General features: G+C 70.8%; 16 protein-coding genes. 7 read left to right on the top strand and 9 right to left on the bottom strand.

Annotated features, from left to right (window positions below; all coding sequences use genetic code 11):
• Positions 1 to 103: 103 nt before the first annotated feature.
• From ACQPYE_RS30860 to ACQPYE_RS30850, 3 genes are all read right to left on the bottom strand, one after another.
• Entirely contained in the window at positions 104 to 1,309 is a 1,206-nt protein-coding gene (locus tag ACQPYE_RS30860) for a DUF6801 domain-containing protein (protein WP_498716434.1), read from the bottom strand.
• A gap of 207 nt (positions 1,310 to 1,516) precedes the next feature.
• Positions 1,517 to 2,059 carry a hypothetical protein gene (locus ACQPYE_RS30855; protein WP_498716433.1) on the bottom strand — a complete coding sequence of 181 codons (543 nt, stop codon included), beginning with the start codon at positions 2,057 to 2,059 and terminating at the stop codon, positions 1,517 to 1,519.
• Between the two features lie 91 nt (positions 2,060 to 2,150).
• The gene (locus ACQPYE_RS30850; protein ID WP_498716432.1) at positions 2,151 to 2,834 is read right to left on the bottom strand and encodes an aspartate/glutamate racemase family protein; all 684 of its coding nucleotides are present in this window, start codon (positions 2,832 to 2,834) and stop codon (positions 2,151 to 2,153) included.
• Between the two features lie 206 nt (positions 2,835 to 3,040).
• On the opposite strand from ACQPYE_RS30850, the gene ACQPYE_RS30845 reads away from it, so the two are divergent.
• Complete coding sequence (locus ACQPYE_RS30845) at positions 3,041 to 3,220, top strand: hypothetical protein (RefSeq protein WP_498716430.1); 180 nt, start codon at positions 3,041 to 3,043, stop codon at positions 3,218 to 3,220.
• Between the two features lie 7 nt (positions 3,221 to 3,227).
• Here ACQPYE_RS30845 and ACQPYE_RS30840 read toward each other — a convergent pair whose 3' ends face one another.
• Together ACQPYE_RS30840 and ACQPYE_RS30835 are read right to left on the bottom strand one after the other, a co-directional pair.
• Positions 3,228 to 5,102 (bottom strand): ABC transporter ATP-binding protein, encoded by a 1,875-nt coding sequence (locus ACQPYE_RS30840; protein WP_498716428.1) that lies wholly within the window; start codon positions 5,100 to 5,102, stop codon positions 3,228 to 3,230.
• 407 nt (positions 5,103 to 5,509) lie between these two features.
• Positions 5,510 to 5,791: a hypothetical protein gene (locus tag ACQPYE_RS30835; protein ID WP_498716426.1), complete on the bottom strand. Its 282-nt coding sequence runs from the start codon at positions 5,789 to 5,791 to the stop codon at positions 5,510 to 5,512.
• Positions 5,792 to 5,814: 23 nt separating this feature from the next.
• Between ACQPYE_RS30835 and ACQPYE_RS30830 the strand changes: the two genes are divergently transcribed.
• From ACQPYE_RS30830 to ACQPYE_RS30815, 4 genes are all read left to right on the top strand, one after another.
• Entirely contained in the window at positions 5,815 to 6,030 is a 216-nt protein-coding gene (locus ACQPYE_RS30830) for a hypothetical protein (RefSeq protein WP_498716425.1), read from the top strand.
• A gap of 211 nt (positions 6,031 to 6,241) precedes the next feature.
• Positions 6,242 to 7,174 carry a TetR/AcrR family transcriptional regulator C-terminal domain-containing protein gene (locus tag ACQPYE_RS30825; protein ID WP_498716424.1) on the top strand — a complete coding sequence of 311 codons (933 nt, stop codon included), beginning with the start codon at positions 6,242 to 6,244 and terminating at the stop codon, positions 7,172 to 7,174.
• Positions 7,175 to 7,193: 19 nt separating this feature from the next.
• On the top strand, positions 7,194 to 8,093 hold the full coding sequence (locus ACQPYE_RS30820; RefSeq protein ID WP_498716423.1) for a proteasome assembly chaperone family protein: 900 nt from the start codon (positions 7,194 to 7,196) through the stop codon (positions 8,091 to 8,093).
• 463 nt (positions 8,094 to 8,556) lie between these two features.
• Complete coding sequence (locus ACQPYE_RS30815) at positions 8,557 to 8,913, top strand: chorismate mutase (RefSeq protein WP_498716422.1); 357 nt, start codon at positions 8,557 to 8,559, stop codon at positions 8,911 to 8,913.
• 17 nt (positions 8,914 to 8,930) lie between these two features.
• Here ACQPYE_RS30815 and ACQPYE_RS30810 read toward each other — a convergent pair whose 3' ends face one another.
• The 3 genes from ACQPYE_RS30810 to ACQPYE_RS30800 all read right to left on the bottom strand — a co-directional run bounded on the left by ACQPYE_RS30810 (position 8,931) and on the right by ACQPYE_RS30800 (position 12,395).
• Entirely contained in the window at positions 8,931 to 9,899 is a 969-nt protein-coding gene (locus tag ACQPYE_RS30810; protein WP_498716421.1) for an LLM class flavin-dependent oxidoreductase, read from the bottom strand.
• 152 nt (positions 9,900 to 10,051) lie between these two features.
• Positions 10,052 to 11,131 (bottom strand): acyl-CoA dehydrogenase family protein, encoded by a 1,080-nt coding sequence (locus tag ACQPYE_RS30805; RefSeq protein ID WP_498716419.1) that lies wholly within the window; start codon positions 11,129 to 11,131, stop codon positions 10,052 to 10,054.
• Between the two features lie 22 nt (positions 11,132 to 11,153).
• Entirely contained in the window at positions 11,154 to 12,395 is a 1,242-nt protein-coding gene (locus ACQPYE_RS30800; RefSeq protein ID WP_498716417.1) for a ricin-type beta-trefoil lectin domain protein, read from the bottom strand.
• A gap of 135 nt (positions 12,396 to 12,530) precedes the next feature.
• On the opposite strand from ACQPYE_RS30800, the gene paaZ reads away from it, so the two are divergent.
• Complete coding sequence (gene paaZ, locus ACQPYE_RS30795) at positions 12,531 to 14,555, top strand: phenylacetic acid degradation bifunctional protein PaaZ (protein ID WP_498716415.1); 2,025 nt, start codon at positions 12,531 to 12,533, stop codon at positions 14,553 to 14,555.
• Positions 14,556 to 14,684: 129 nt separating this feature from the next.
• Positions 14,685 to 15,524, top strand: a complete 840-nt coding sequence (locus ACQPYE_RS30790; protein WP_498716414.1) for an aldo/keto reductase — start codon at positions 14,685 to 14,687, stop codon at positions 15,522 to 15,524.
• A 34-nt stretch (positions 15,525 to 15,558) separates the two neighbouring features.
• Here the strand turns inward: ACQPYE_RS30790 and ACQPYE_RS30785 are convergent, their stop codons facing one another.
• Positions 15,559 to 16,212 carry an MOSC domain-containing protein gene (locus ACQPYE_RS30785; RefSeq protein WP_498716411.1) on the bottom strand — a complete coding sequence of 218 codons (654 nt, stop codon included), beginning with the start codon at positions 16,210 to 16,212 and terminating at the stop codon, positions 15,559 to 15,561.
• Between the last annotated feature and the right edge of the window lie 25 nt (positions 16,213 to 16,237).

Here is a 16,237-nt window from a genome sequence, read left to right as displayed (position 1 = left end):
CCGCGAAAGACATCCTCCCCCTCCTCCAACCGCTGATCCGCCCGGGTGCTGAGGAGACCGCCGCGGTCGGACGCGGCGGTCTCCGGTGGGCTTCCCGTGGTTCTCATGCGGTCTTGGCGGTGAGCGTCAGGTTGATCGTGTTGCCCGGACCCGCGGTGAGACCGCTGACGAAGTCGTTGAGCGGACCGCAGCCCGTCAGCGCCGGGATCGTGTACGTGCCCGACAGCTCACCGCCCTTGAGCGGGTCGAAGCCCGCCGCCGAGGCCAGTCCGATGTCCGCGGGCGTGGTGGTGCGGCAGTTCGGGTCGTGGCTGATGGGGATGCCGAACGCGGTGACCGACGGCAGCTTGATGGTGACCTTCGAGCTCGACCTCACCGCGCCGGCGGTGAGCGTGCCGGTGGTCTTGCCCGCCGGCACGAACTCGATCTTCGCCTTCACCGGCACGAACCCGAACAGGCTGAACCTGCCCGAGGTCGGCGGCAGCGCCAGGTCGCCGGTGAAGGCGCCGGTGGCCAGGTCCAGGTCGGCGTTCAGGCTGCCGGGGCCGAGCGCGACCGCGCCACCCAGCTTCTTGATCTTCGACGTGCCGTTCAGCGAGTAGGCGTGCTTGATGCCGCCGGGAGGCCGGGTCGTCGTGGTCGTGGTTGTCGTGGGGACGGTGGTCGTCGTTGTAGTAGTTGTGGTCGTCGTCGTCGTCGTCGGGCCGCCGCCCGACACGTCGAACCGGATCAGCGTCGGGTCCTGGCCCGGGTCCAGCACGCAGTCGGACGTGAACGTGCCGAGCCCGGTGTCGGTCCCGTCGGTCTTCTTCGGGGTCAACGTCGTGCTGTAGTTGCCGACCGTCACCGTCGTCGTGCCCGCTCCGGTGATCACCGCGGTCGGCACCGGGCCGCTCGCGACCACGTCGAACGCGCCCTCGGCGGGCACCGGGGTCTTCGGCACGGTCAGGCCGGGGATCCCGATGTCGATCTTGCCGCCGGCGTTGTCCAGCGTCACGCCCGCCTCGGCGGAGCCCTCCACCGTCGCGGAGCCGACCAGCGTCAGGCCCTGCGTCGCGGTCGGCGGCACGGTGACCGTCGCGGAGAAGTCCGTGGTCTTCACCTCGCCGCCGACCGAGGCCGGCGCGTCGATCGTGGCCCGGATCCGGGTGCTCAGCACCTGGTTGCCGATCAGCGGGAACGGGCAGGTGAACGTCAGCGTCTTGTCGACCTGGACGGGCGCGGCCGAGCCGGTGCCGACGCCGACGAGCAGACCGGCCACGACGAACCCGGACGTCACGCCCGCGCCCAGTATGGTCTTCAACCTCACGGGTGGTCCTTCCTCGAATCTGCCGGAAATCTGCCGACTCGACGGAAGCTAATGAGGTGCGCGGACCAGCGGCAAGGGTTGCCCGGAAAACCTTCGAAACCCGCTAAACAACGCACCGGACATTGTTGGGGTGTCGCTGACGGCACTCACGTGGTGACAAGAACGCGGCGCGTCGAACTCGTGATCGCGCGAATAACGCCGGTGCGCCTAGTCGTCTTCCTTGGCCTCGCCGCGGCGGCGCATGAAGGTGAACCCGGGGATGCCCAGGATCGCCTGCCGGACGTCGTTGGTGACGTCCAGCAGCTGGTGGATGTCCGGCCCGACGCGGTCCAGCGTGGCCAGGATCGGCAGCACGTCCTCGATCAGGTGCTTGGTCAGCACCGGCAACTGGTCCACCAGCCGCACGGCGGCGTCCACCTCGTGGGGCGACAGGTCGTCCACGAACCGCTGGGCCAGCGGCTGCGCCTTCTTCGCGATGGGCGCGTAGCTGTCCAGCAGCTCGCGTGACGTCCGGGCGGTGCGGCCGACGTCGGTGGTGACGTCCTCGGCCGTCGCGGTGACCGCCTTCGCCCGCCCGACCAGCGCCTCGGTCTCGGCCAGCACCCGTTCGGTGCGGGTGACCATCTCATCGGCACGGCGCACGACGGCCTCCGCCGCGCCGAGCAGGTCGAGCACGCGGCCCGGCACCGACACGGCGGTCTCGACGGTCGTCCTGGCCAGTCCGAACAGGGCGCGCGGGGTGATCTCCATGCCGTCCACTCTGCCGCACACGACCGGGCCGAGCCTCAGGGGAAACCCTGACCTGGCAGGATCCGGCTGCTCGGTGGCGCGCGGCCGGGGTCTAGGCCAGCGCGAGGTCGACGCCGGTCTCCACGTGGACGCGGGTGGAGTCGACCAGCGGCACGGTGCTGTCGGACTGGTCGACCAGCAGGGTGATCTCGGTGCAGCCCAGGATCACCGCTTCCGCGCCCCGGTCGACCAGGCGTGCCATCACGTCCCGGTAGGCGGCGCGTGACGCCGGCTCGACCCGGTTCCTGGTCAGCTCCTGGTAGATCACGTCGTGCACGAGCGTGCGGTCCGGCTCGTCCGGGACGACCAGCTCGATGCCGTGCCCGCGCATCCGGTCGCGGTAGAAGTCCTCCTCCATGGTGAACCGCGTGCCGAGCAGACCGACCTTGCGGTACTCGGTCAACCTCCTCGCCGTGGCGTCCACGATGTGCACGAACGGCACCTCGACGGCGTCCGTGATCGCGTCGGCGACCTTGTGCATGGTGTTGGTGCACAAGAGGACCAACTCGGCGCCCGCGCCTCCGAGCTTGCGCGCGGCCTCGGCCAGCACCTCACCCGACCGCTCCCACTGGCCCGTCCGCTGCAACTCCTCGATCTCGGCGAAGTCGACGGTCAGCAGCAGGCTGGGCGCGCAGTGGTGACCGCCGAGCCTGCGCCGCGTCTCCTCGTTGAGCAGCCGGTAGTACTCGGCGGACGATTCCCAGCTCATCCCGCCGATCAACCCGATGGTGCGCATGACGACGATTGTGCCGACCCACCGCCCACGGGCAACCGAGATAGCGTTGCCACTGGTCAACGTGGTGCGGGTGATCGGAACGCACTGGTCGACAGGCACCACGCCGACGCGGTGGCCGGCGCTGTCGGCGGACGACCCGATCGACCTCCGGCACACGTCGGGCACCACACACGTCGGGCATCTCACACGTCGGCACCGCAGCGTGGGTGCGCCTGCGCTCTGGCGCCGAGCCGTTGATCGCCGGGCCGCTGCGGTGGTTCTGCGCCGGCCGGCTCGCACCAGAAGACCCCCGGTGCGAGCCGGCCGTGGGCATCCTCGGTCTCGTCGCCGCTGATGCCACCGCCGGCACGACGGCCGCCGCCGACGACGCGGTGCGCCGCGCGTAGGTGTTGGTTACGACGTTCGCGCCTCCTCTGCGAATTGGGTCCGGTACAGCTCTTCATAACGCCCGCCCGCGGCGAGCAACTCGGTGTGGGTGCCCCGTTCCACCACCCGACCGCCCTCCACCACGAGGATCAGGTCGGCCGCCCGGATCGTCGACAGCCGGTGCGCGATCACCACCGCCGTCCGCCCGTGCAACGCCTCGCCCAACGCCGCCTGCACCGCCGCCTCCGAGGTGGAGTCCAAGTGCGCGGTGGCCTCGTCCAGGATCACCACGCGCTGCTTCGCCAGCAGCAGCCGGGCGATCGTCAACCGCTGCCGCTCACCGCCGGACAACCGGTAGCCGCGCTCGCCGACCACGGTGTCCAGCCCGTCCGGCAGCGACGCCACCAGATCGGCCAGTCGTGCCCGGCCCAGCACCTCCCACAGGTCGGCCTCGGTCGCCTGCGGCTGGGCGAGCAACAGGTTCGACCGGATCGACTCGTGGAACAGGTGACCGTCCTGCGTCACCATGCCCAACGCGCCGCGCACCGAGTCGGCGGACAGGTCGCGCACGTCCACACCGGACAGGCGCACCGTCCCCGAGTCCACGTCGTAGAGCCGGGGCAACAACGAGGCGATCGTGGACTTCCCCGCGCCCGACGAGCCGACCAACGCCACCACCTGGCCCGGTTCGGCCCGGAACGACACGTCGTGCAGCACCTCCACTCCGCCGCGGTTGTCGAGCACCGCGACCTCTTCCAAGGACGCCAAGGACACTTTGTCCGCCGCCGGGTAGGCGAACCGGACGTTCTCGAACTCCACCGACACCGGACCGTCCGGCACGGACTTCGCGTCGGGCTTCTCGGTGATCAACGGCTTCAGGTCGAGCACCTCGAAGACCCGCTCGAAGCTGACCAGCGCGCTCATCACCTCGACCCGCGCGCTGGCCAGCGCCGTGAGCGGCGCGTACAGCCTGGTCAGCAGCAACGCCAGCGCCACCACCGACCCCGGGTCCAACTCGCCGCGCAGCGCGTAGAACCCGCCCAACCCGTACACCACGGCCAACGCCAGCGCCGAGACCAGCGTCAGCGCGGTCAGGAACACGGTCTGCACCATGGCCGTGCGCACCCCGATGTCCCGCACCCGCCGCGCCCGCGTCGCGAACTCGGCCGACTCGTGCGCGGGCCTGCCGAACAGCTTCACCAGCGTCGCGCCCGGCGCCGAGAACCGCTCGGTCATCTGCGTGCCCATCGTGGCGTTGTGGTTGGCCGCCTCACGTTCGAGTCGCGCCAACCGCGTCCCCATCCGTCGCGCCGGCACCACGAACACCGGCAGCAACACCAGCGCGAGCAGCGTGATCTGCCACGACAGGCTGATCATCACCGCCAGCGTCAGCGCCAACGTGACCAGGTTGCCCACCACGCTGGACAGGGTGTCGCTGAACGCCCGCTGCGCCCCGATCACGTCGTTGTTGAGCCGGCTCACCAGCGCCCCGGTGCGGGTGCGGGTGAAGAACGCGATCGGCATCCGCTGCACGTGGTCGAACACCGTGGTCCTCAGGTCGAGGATCAGGTCTTCGCCGATGCTCGCGGACAGCCACCGCGTCACCAGGCCCAACCCCGCCTCGACGATCGCGATGCCCGCGATGACGGCCGCGAGCACGAGCACGACCTGGTAGGCCGAGCCGTTGACGATCGCGTCCACGATCCGGCCCGCGAGGACCGGTGTCACCACCGCCAGCACCGCCACGACCACGCTCAGGGTGAGGTACTGGGCCAACCTCACCCGGTGCGGTTGGGCGAACGCCCAGATCCGGCGGAACGTGGCGACGGAGAACGGCCGCTTGTCGTCCTGCGCGTTCGTCACGTGGTACAGCGACATCCAGGCCGTGGTCTCCATGTCCATGCCCGGAACGTAAGACCTGGAGCCAGCTGGAGGTCAAGCTCCGGGGCCGGTAATCCCGCGACGACGCGCCGCGTGAAGTCGCGCATGCGGATGAACACCCGCGACTTCGGCAGCAGGCTGGGCGACCCGCCCAGCGCGAACTTCTGGCACCGTCTCACGTACTCGCGCATCACCTCCTCGTACCGTCCGAACGCCGTGACGTGGTCCGGTGTGGTGGTCGGCTCGCCTGCGGGGACGCACGCGCCCGACCCACGCCATGTTCGTGCCGTCCGACCAGGTGGTCATCCGAATCCGGCAGAGCCGGTCGAAGTGGAAGTCGGGCGCGTGGCGCATATTCCGGGCAGTTGGGCACCTCCCACCCGTCGTCCGCGAACGTGGTGGCGATCAGCCCGCGCTGCCGTGCCGGGTTACGCAGGTCGTGTTCCGCCGGGCGAGGCGAACACGAACATCGCCTTGGCGGAGCCGTCCGGAGTGGAGCCGATGGCTGCGCTACGACCGGGCACGGTGTGCATCGGCTGCCAACCGCACAGGTCTTTCCGTTGAGTCGTGCCGAAGGCGGTGATGCAGGCGCCGAGGTCGTGCGCGAACCGCGGCTCGGGGCCGAACGCCGGCGACCGGACCCCGGAGTGCGACCCGTCCGCGCCGATGACGGGGTCGAGCGTGCGTGGCTCGTCGTGTTCGAAGGTCACCGCCGCCCCGGAACCCGGTCTGGGTGAGCGAGGTGGTGCCGTCGCCGAAGACGTGCTCGGCCCCGGTCGCGGTCGCCTCGTGGGGGACGCGGACCAGGTCGCCCCGCAGGATCTCCAGCTCGGCGATCACGCCGCCCGAGTCGCTCGTCGGGTCGGGCGGCGTGGTGGTGCGCACGTGGTCGAGCACGCCCATCCGCTCAGTGGCCTCGCGTGCCGTTCCGCGCAGGTCGCCGGCCTGATCGCCGGGTCGTGGCGCCGGCACCCGCTCGACGACAGTCGGGATGGAGCCGTGATGGCGCAGCCAGCAGGGGAGCGTGGGGCCGGCGATGCCGGTACCGGAGATCATTACGGTGTTCATGCGTACAACGTACATCAGTGTTCTGCGTGGTCAATCACTCGATAGTGCACTAGTGCTATAGCATCCGGTGCACTACCTTCGAGGAGGCGGGCATGAATGACGCGATCTACCAGCGGATAGCGCGCGAGATCCGCGAATCGATCGAGTCGGGCCGGCTGAGGCCGGGTGATCGCGTGCCGTCCACGCGCGAGATCACCGTGCGGTGGAACGTCGCGATGGCCACCGCGACCAAGGTGCTGGTCACCTTGCGCTCCGAGGGCTTCGTGCGTCCCGTGGCCGGGGTGGGCACGGTCGTGTCGTCGGAAGGTGGGGAGCCTGTGCGGCCGCGCGCACGGGAAACCGACCTGACCGGCGAGCGACTGGTCCTCGCGGCGGTCCGCTTGGCGGACGAGGAAGGGCTCGACGGGTTGTCGATGCGGCGGGTGGCGTCACAGCTGGGTGTGGCGACCATGTCGCTGTACCGGCACGTGGAGAACAAGGACGAACTGGTCCTCCGGATGATCGACCAGGTGTTGAGGAAGGAGGCGTTGCCCGAGCCCGGGCCCGAGACCTGGCGGGAACGGCTGGAGGTGTGCGCGAGAGTGCAGTGGAAGTTGTTCCAGGAACATGCGTGGCTGGCGCCGGCCATGTCGTTGACCAGGCCGCAACTGCTCCCCAGCGCGGTCGCGCACACCGAGTGGATCCTGCGAGCGCTCGACGGGAAGGGGCTGAGCCTGGAGGAGATGATGCACGCCGCCGTGACGGTGTTCGGCTTCGTGCGAGGTGTTGCGGTGAACCTCGAACCGGAGGTCGAGCAGGGTCGCGGTACCGGGATCGCCGAGGGCGAGTGGATGGTCCAGCAGGCGCCGGCCCTGCTGGACATCGTCGCCACCGGGAAGTTCCCGATGTTCAGCCGCGTGGTGGCCTCCGACCTGGACTTGAGGTTGGACACGCTCTTCGAATTCGGTCTTGCTCGAATGCTCGACGGGATCGGGGAATGGATCAGCGGTCGGTCGACGTTGACGGATAGGAGGACTGGCATGTGAGCACTTGGGGAGGCACGCGGTGGCGCTGGACCCGGAGGATCTGTTCGAGGTCGACTCCGACGTCCCGGACCTGACCGGAGCGGTGTTGTTGCACCACTTCGACGGCTTCATGGACGCCGGTGCGGCGGGCGCGGCGCTGGCCGCCCACCTGCTGGAGGTGCACGAACACCGGGTGATCGCCCGGTTCGACATCGACGACCTGATCGACTACCGCGCCCGGCGGCCGACGATGACCTACGCCACCGACCGGTGGGAGTCCTACGACGCGCCTGAGCTGGTCGTGCACCTGATGCACGACGCGGTGGGCACGCCGTTCCTGCTGATGACCGGTCCCGAGCCGGATCGCCGGTGGGAAGCGGTGGTCGCGGCGGTGCGGTCGCTGATCGAGCGGTGGGGCTTGCGCCTCGCGATCGGCTTCCACGGCATCCCGATGGGCGTGCCGCACACCCGGAAGTTGTCGGTGATCTCGCACGCCACCAGGCCGGAACTGGTCGTGGAGGGTTCGCCGTTCAGCCGGGTGCAGGTGCCGGGCAACCTGTCGGCGCTGCTGGAGCTGCGGCTCGGTGAGTCCGGTCACGACGCCATGGGCTTCGCCGCGTACGTGCCGCACTACCTCGCGCAGGGCACCTACCCCGCCGCCGCGTTGAGTCTGCTCCAGGCGTTGACGAAGTCGACGGGCCTGGTCGTCCAGGCGGCTGCGCTGAACGAGGCGGCCCGGCGGACGGACGCCGAGATCACCCGCCAGGTGTCGGAGTCGGCGGAGGTCGCGCAGGTCGTCGAGGCGCTGGAGCGGCAGTACGACGCCTTCACCGAGGCCTCGGACAACCTGCTGATCAACGACGACGAACCGCTGCCCAGCGCGGACGAACTCGGCGCGGAATTCGAACGCTTCCTGGCCGAACAGCAACGCGACCACTGATCACCTCCCAACCACATATCCACCGGTTGTCCTCAGGCCCCGCGTCACACCACGCCGGGTCGGGCGGGTCTGTGCCACAACCGACCCGTGTTCGCTCGCAGTGCCGCAAGCGTTTTGCGGGACTGCGAACGGACCTGCCTGCCCCGCGGCGCTTGCCTGACGTTCTGTGAGGGTGACCGCGCCGTGCGGACGAGCGGCTGGCTGATGCCGCTCGGCCTGGCATTTGCCGGGTTGGCGCGCTGTGCGAACGAGTGCGGTGCCATCCTGCGCACATCGCCGGGCGGACGGGATGAAGAGGACCGGTTGCCGGCACCGCCGCACCGCGTACTGCGTGCCGCCGCACGGTAGAACGCCAGGTAGGTGCTGTGAGCCGAACGCTGGGTGCCTGCCGTGTCAGTGACGGGATGGCCGGCGGAGGCCCACCGGTGGTGAGGGTTGCGGTGCGGTGTTGGGTGGGTCGGGGATGATGATGGATGTGTCCGACTTTGACTCTTCATCACCGCTTCCGTCGCCGCCCTCGACGTTGCCGCCGGCGTCATTGGCCGAGGTGCGGGCGCGCATTGATGTGATCGACGCCGAGCTGGTGCGCCTCCTGGCGCAACGACAGGAACTGGTGCGGGCTGCCGCGGTGTTCAAGGCGGACGATCAGGCGGTTCGTGCGCCGGATCGCGTGGCGAAGGTGATCGCGTCGGTGCGGGAGCGGGCAGTGGGGGTCGGGTTGGAGCCGGTGGTGGCGGAGGCGGTGTGGCGGGCGATGATCGGGGCGTTCATCGAGGTCGAGTTGGCGCAGCACGCGGCGAACCGGAGTGCCGAGAGCTGACCGCAGGCGGCGGTCGGTCAGAGGTAGAGCTCGGCCAGTCGGCGGTATGAGTCGAGCATGGCGGCGCGGTCGTAGGTGCTGGTGGTGACGAGGACCTCGTCGGCGGCGGTGCGGTGGAGGAGGGTGTCGAGGGACTTGGCGACTTCCGACGGCGTGCCGTGGACGTGGCCTTGGAGCGACTGCTCGAACAACCTGCGCTCACGGCTGGTCATGGGCTGGGCGAGGATGTCGTCCGGCGAGCTCAGCGGCGGGAACTCGCCTCGGGTGCGGGAGTGGGCCATCGCCCACGCCTCCGGCACGAGGAGTCGCCAGGCGTCCTCGGTGGTGTCCGCGACGGCGACCGTCGAGGAGATCACCACGTACGGCTCCGCCGCCCAGGTCGACGGGCGGAACTCGGCGCGGTAGGTGGTGACGGCGTCGATCATGGCGTCTTCGCCGCGGAACGAGCCGATGACCAGCGGGACGCCGTGTGCCGCGGCCACGCGCGCGCCGGCGCCGGTGGCCAGGACGAACGGCGACACGCGGAGGCCGTCGGCCGGGTAGCCGCGCACCGCCTGGTCGCCGGTGAAGTAACCCAGCAGTTCGGTGAGCGCGGGACCGAAGTCGGCGGCGTCCTCCTTGTCGCGCCCCAACGCCTTGCGGACCGCCTCGATGAAGCCGACCGACCGCCCGAGGCCCATGTCGATCCGGCCAGGGAACAGCGACTCCAGCACCCCGAACTGCTCGGCGACGACCAGCGGCTGGTGGTTGGGCAGCATCACGCCACCGGTGCCGACCCTGATCCGGGACGTCGCGGCGGCGACGGCCGCCGCCAGCACCGTCGGCGCGGAACCGGCCACGCCCGGCACGCCGTGGTGCTCGGAGACCCAGAAGCGGTGGTAGCCGAGCTGTTCCGCCTGGCGGGCGAACGCGACCGTGTCGCGCAGCGCCTCGGGGTGGCCGCTCCCGGCCCGCACCCGCGACCGGTCCAGCACGGAAAGCCTCACGACGAGGTCAACGGTTCCGGTCGCCACCACATTCCGGCCGAACAGGGACACCACATTCCGGCCACACGGGACACCACATCCGGGTCACCAGGGAGCACCACGGTCCGGGTCAGCGGGCGGAGGAGGTCATCAGCCAGGGGGAGAGGGCGGGGTCAGAGGCGGGTGGTGTCGGTGGGGATGCCCAGTTTGACCTTGCCGTAGGTCTCGAACAGGCGGCGGGAGACGATGGCGTGTTGGGCGGCCACCTGGGCGTCTCGCAGGCAGCGCTGGAGCGGTGAGGACTCGAAGACGGAGCTGCCGCCGCCGATGTCGAACGCGAGGCGGGTGGTCGACGCGGCTTCCGTCGCGGCGTGGGAGCACGCCAGGCGCAGCCGTGCCCGGTCCTGCGGTGTGCTCGGCACGCCGGCCACCGCCGACGCCCAGCGGGCCGCCACCTCGGCGTGCAGGAAGGCCCGCGCCGCCGACAGCCGTGCCTCGGCCACGCCCAGGTCGCGCTGCGCGTCCGCCTCCTCGGCGAGCAGACCGCGGCTGTGCTGCGGCGTCTTGGTCACCGCCAACGCCTCGACCTCTTCGACCGCCCGCGCGGCGATCCCCAAGCCCACCGCCGCCACCCCGACGGCCAGGAACGCGAAGAACGGGAACGCCGGCAACGGCCCGGACACCCGCACGGCCGGTGGCCACACCTGGCGGCGGGCCGGCACGAACGCGTCCGCGACCTCCCACTCGTGGGACTCCGTCGCACGCAGGCCGGTCGCGTGCCAGGTGTCGTGCACCGTCACGTCGGACGACGGGAAGATCATGAGTCGCGGGCCGTCCGGGGTCATCGCGCCGCCGACCACCCAGTCGCACAGCGGCACCGCGCTGCCCCAGCCCCAGCGGCCGGTCACGTGGTGGCCGCCGTCCGCCGCGACGACCCCGCCCACCGGTGCGGCCGTGCCCGCGATCACCGACTTCGGCGAGCCGAACACCTCGGCGGCCGTGTCCGGCGGCAGGTACCAGGCCAGGGACGACGTCGCGCTGGTCGTCATCGCGGTCCACCCGGCCGATCCGTCGGCACGGGCCAGGTCCTCGATCGCCGCCACCCACGACGGCAGGTCCACCTCGCCGCCGCCGAGGGAGGCGGGCGCGAGCATCCGCGTCGCGCCCGCCTCGACCAGTGCCGCCACGACCGCCGGGGAGAGTCGGCGGTCGTGGTCGGCCTTGGCCGCTTCCGCTCTGATCAGGCTGTGCATGTCCTGATCATGCCGCGTTCGGTCACGCGACGGTCCACTTCTGGTTCGCGGCGCCGGTGCACGTCCACAGGTGCAGCCGGGTGCCGTTGGCGGAGCTGTTGTTCGACGCGTCCAGGCACTTGTTCGCCTGGATGTTCACGATGTCGTTGGCGCCGCTCACCGCCCACTTCTGCGCGCCGCTGCCGTTGCAGTCCCACAGCTGGACCAGCGTGCCGTCCGCCGTGCCGCCCGACGCCGCGTCCAGGCACTTGCCCAGCGCGCGGATCGTGCCGTCGCCCGGACGCGACCACTGCTGGGCCGCGGTGCCGTTGCAGTCGTACAACTGCACGGGCGTGCCGTTGGTGGAGTTCGCGCCGGCCACGTCCACGCACTTGCCGCCGATCCCGGTGATCCGGCCGTTGGCGGGCGGGGTGCCGTCCACCGTCGACACCCGCACGTAGTCGATCACGAACTGCTGCGGGAACGTGGTGGAGGCGTCCGGGTAGCCCGGCCACTCGCCGCCGACCGCCAGGTTCAGGATGATGAAGAACGGCTTGTTGAACACCCACTGGTTGCCGCCGACGTCGGCGGGCGTGCGGCGCTGGTAGACGTTGCCGTCCACGGACCACGCGATGCCGGTGGGCGACCACTCGATGGCGAAGGTGTGGAAGCCGTCGGCGAAGTTCGGCCCGTTGAACGGCGCGCCGATGCCGCCCGCGCCGGAGTAGCCGGGACCGTGGATGGTGCCGTACACGGTGTCCAGGTCGTGGCCCAGGAACTCCATGATGTCGATCTCACCGCTGTTCGGCCACGGGTTGCCGGAGTTGATGTCCTGGCCGAGCATCCAGAACGCGGGCCAGATGCCCTTGCCGCGCGGCATCTTCATCCGCGCCTCGACCTTGCCGTGGGTGGTGGTGAACTTGCCCGCGGTGTTGATCCGGGCCGAGGTGTACTGGCACCGGCCGTACCAGCAGTTGTAGTTGCCGGGGTTCTCCTTGCGCGCGGTGATGACGAGGTTGCCCGCGCCGTCCATGGCCGCGTTGCTCGCCGACGTCGTGTAGTACTGGTGCTCGCGGTTGTTGCCGCCGTTGTCGCCGACCTCCGTGTTCCACTTGGAGGCGTCGACCCGCGTGCCCGCCGAGCCGTTGAACTCCTCGGCGAACGTCACCGCCATGGTGCCCACGTCGGCGGCGCCCGGCGCGGGGGCGGGTGCGGCTTGGGCGGCCGGCACGGCCAGCCCGCTGAGGGCGAGCACGACCGCGCTCACCACCACTCGTGTCCTCATCGACACTCCTCTCACTCTGGCGACGGCAGCCAGAACTTACTCGATGACCTTGTATCAAGTCACGATGAAAGTACGGAGGCTTTACTGTCGGGTCATGCCGGGACACCCACCGGCCCGACGAGGAGGTCGACACCGATGGCCATGCTGCGCAGCTACGTGTCAGGTCGCTGGCACGTCCCGTCCGTCGAAGGAGCGCCGCTGCACGACGCGGTGACCGGCGAGGAGATCGCCCGCATCTCGTCGCGGGGCATCGACATGGCGGCGGCGCTGGACCACGGCAGGCGCGTCGGCGGACCGGCGCTGCGGGAGCTGACGTTCCACCAGCGCGCCGCCCTGCTCAAGGCCCTCGCCGCGCACCTGCGGGAGCACCGCGACGAGCTGTACGCCCTGTCCGCCCGATCGGGCGCCACCAGGACGGACTCCCTGATCGACGTGGACGGCGGCATCGGCGTGCTGTTCGGCTACGCGAGCAAGGCCAAGCGCGAGCTGCCCAACGCCAAGATCCACGTGGACGGCGACGTCGAGCCGCTGAGCAAGGGCGGCACGTTCGTCGGCCGGCACATCGCGACCCCGCTGCGCGGCGTGGCCGTGCAGATCAACGCCTTCAACTTCCCGATGTGGGGCCCGCTGGAGAAGTTCGCGCCCGCCTTCATCGCGGGCGTGCCCTCGCTGATCAAGCCCGCCTCCCAGACGGCCTACGTGACCGAGAAGCTGGTCGAGCTGATGCTCGCCTCGGACCTGCTCCCGGAAGGCTCCCTGCAGCTCGTCACCGGTGGCGCGGGAGACCTGCTCGACCACCTGACCGGCCAGGACCTGGTCGGCTTCACCGGCTCCGCGTCCACCGCCCAGGTGCTGCGGACCCACCCGGCCGTGGTGCGCAACAGCGTGCGCTTCAACGCCGAGGCGGACTCGCTGAACTGCTCGATCCTCGGCCCGGACGCGGTCGAGGGCACGCCCGAGTTCGACCTGTTCGTCAAGCAGCTCGTCGGCGAGATGACGGTCAAGGCAGGCCAGAAGTGCACCGCGATCCGGCGCGCCCTGGTCCCCGCCTCCCTCCTGGACGCCGTCGCCGACGCCACCGCCGCGCGCCTGGCGAAGGTCGTGATCGGCAACCCCGCCAACGAGACCGTGCGGATGGGCGCGCTGGCCGGGCTGGAGCAGCGCGAGGAGGTCCGCCGGTCGCTGAAGGCGCTGCTGGAGGTCGGTGACGTCGTCTACGGCTCGCCGGACCACGTGGACGTGGTGGACGCCGACGCCGAGCGCGGCGCGTTCCTGTCGCCGGTGCTGCTCAAGGCCGACCCGGACCACGCCCAGCCGCACGAGGTGGAGGCGTTCGGGCCGGTGTCGACGCTGATGGCCTACCGCGACGCCGAGCACGCGGTCGAGCTGGCCGCCCGGGGCGCGGGCAGCCTGGTCGGCTCCGTCGTCACGCACGACGCCGACTTCGCGCGGGACGTGGTGCTGGGCGTGGCCCCGTGGCACGGTCGCGTCCTGGTGCTGGACCGCGACGACGCCAAGGAGTCCACGGGCCACGGCTCGCCGCTGCCGATGCTGGTGCACGGCGGTCCGGGCCGGGCGGGCGGCGGCGAGGAGATGGGCGGCATCCGGGGCGTGCTGCACCACATGCAGCGCACGGCGGTTCAGGCGAGCCCGCGGGTGCTGAGCGCGGTCACCGGGCGGTGGGTGACGGGCGCGCCGCGCACCGAGTCGGACGTGCACCCGTTCCGCAAGTCGTTGCGCGAGCTGCGGATCGGCGACACGGTGGTGGCCGGGCCGCGCGCGGTGACGTTGGCCGACATCGAGCACTTCGCGGAGTTCACCGGCGACACGTTCTACGCGCACATGGACGAGGAAGCCGCGGCGGCGAACCCGTTCTTCGGCGGTCGGGTCGCGCACGGGTACCTGGTGGTGTCGTTCGCGGCGGGCCTGTTCGTCTCGCCCGAGCCGGGGCCGGTGCTGGCCAACTACGGGCTGGAGAACCTGCGGTTCCTCACGCCGACGTTCCCCGGCGACGAGCTGACCGTGACGTTGACCGCGAAGCAGATCACGCCGCGTGAGGACCAGGACTACGGCGAGGTCCGCTGGGACGCCGACCTGGTCAACCAGAAGGGCGAGTCGGTGGCCAGGTACGACGTGCTCACGCTCGTCGCCAAGCAGTAGGGGGCCGTCAGGGGTCCACCAGGTGGACGTGCGCCGAGATGATCAACCCGAACGGGAACAACCGGCGCACTCCGTCTGGTTGGCGCGAGAAGAGACCGAGCAACACCTGAGTCACGAGGAGCACCAGAGGTGTCTGAGACCTTTTCGCTGGGCGGCGACCTGACCGTCAACCGCCTCGGCTACGGAGCGATGCGGCTCACCGGTGAGGGCATCTGGGGGTACCCGGCCGACCGCGACAACGCCATCGCGCTGCTGCGCCGGGTGGTCGAGCTGGGCGTCAACTTCATCGACACCGCGGATTCCTACGGCCCGCACATCAACGAGGAGCTGATCCGGGAGGCCCTGCACCCGTACGCGGACGACCTGGTCATCGCGACCAAGGGCGGCCTGCTGCGCACCGGCCCGAACGAGTGGCCCGTGCTCGGCAAGCCCGAGTACCTGCGGCAGGCCGTGGAGACCAGCCTCGTCCGGCTCGGCGTCGAGCGCATCGACCTCTACCAGCTGCACCGCGTCGACCCGGACTACCCGCTGGAGGACCAGGTCGGCGAGCTGCGCAAGCTGCAGGAAGAGGGCAAGATCCGGCACATCGGACTGTCCGAGGTGGACGTCGACCAGCTCGAAGCCGCACGGGCGGTCGCGCCGATCGTGAGCGTGCAGAACCTGTACAACCTGGCCAACCGCGGCCACGAGGCCGTGCTGGAGCGCAGCACCGAGCTGGGCATCGCGTTCATCCCGTGGTTCCCGGTGGCGACCGGCGAGCTGGCCCGCCCGGGCGGCGTGCTCGACGCGGCGGCCAAGGAGCACGGCGCCACGCCCGCGCAGCTGGCGCTGGCGTGGCTGCTGCGCAAGTCGCCCGTGGTGCTGCCGATCCCCGGCACGTCCTCGATCGCGCACCTGGAGGAGAACCTGGCGGCGGCGCGCGTCGAGCTGACCGACGAGGAGTTCGAGAAGCTGTCCGCGCTGGCCTGAGCGCCATGAGCCGCGCCCCTGGGCGCGGCTGTCGTCACGCCGGGTCGAACGTCCGCTGTTCGACCCGGCGTCGCAGGTCCTCGGGCAGGTCGTCGCCGGCCGCCAGCAGGCCCGGCAGCAACGCCGGCTCCAACGTCAGGGCCCGGAACGCGAGCGCGATCGTGACGTCGTGGTCGGGCCGGTGCTCGACCGTGATCTCGTCACCCGCCGTGATCGTGCCGGGCTCCAGGACGCGGAAGTACGTGCCGGGAAGCCCGCGTCGGGTGAACGTCTTCACCCACCCGCGCTCCGCCATCACCTCGGCGAACGTCCGGCACGGCACCCGCGGGCTGGTCGCCTGGAGCAGCAGCCGGCCGATCCGCCACCGCTCCCCGATCCGCGCGCCGCACACGTCGACGCCCACCGTGGTCAGGTTCTCGCCGAACAGCCCGGGCCGCAGGTCTGCGCGACCCAACTCCGCCGCCCACGCGTCGAGGTCTTCCCGCGCGTAGGCGTAAACGGCCTGGTCGTCGCCACCGTGGTGGCGCCCGTCGGAGATGTGGTCGCCGACGAGGCCGCTGCCGACCCGGCCGGGCGCGCGGACGTCCACGGGGCCGGGCGCGGGGCCCTTGCCGATCCCGGTGTGACCGACGGCGGCCTGGTCGAACTCGACGCGGGAGCCGACGTTGACGGAGAGCACGTGAGGCATGGCCACGACGGTAGCCGAGGCACTT

This window comes from Actinosynnema sp. CA-299493, assembly GCF_050946825.1.
In the GTDB taxonomy this organism is placed as follows: domain Bacteria; phylum Actinomycetota; class Actinomycetes; order Mycobacteriales; family Pseudonocardiaceae; genus Actinosynnema.
The sequence above is the reverse complement of the archived record's forward strand: the minus strand, read 5'-3'. Positions and strand labels throughout refer to the sequence as shown.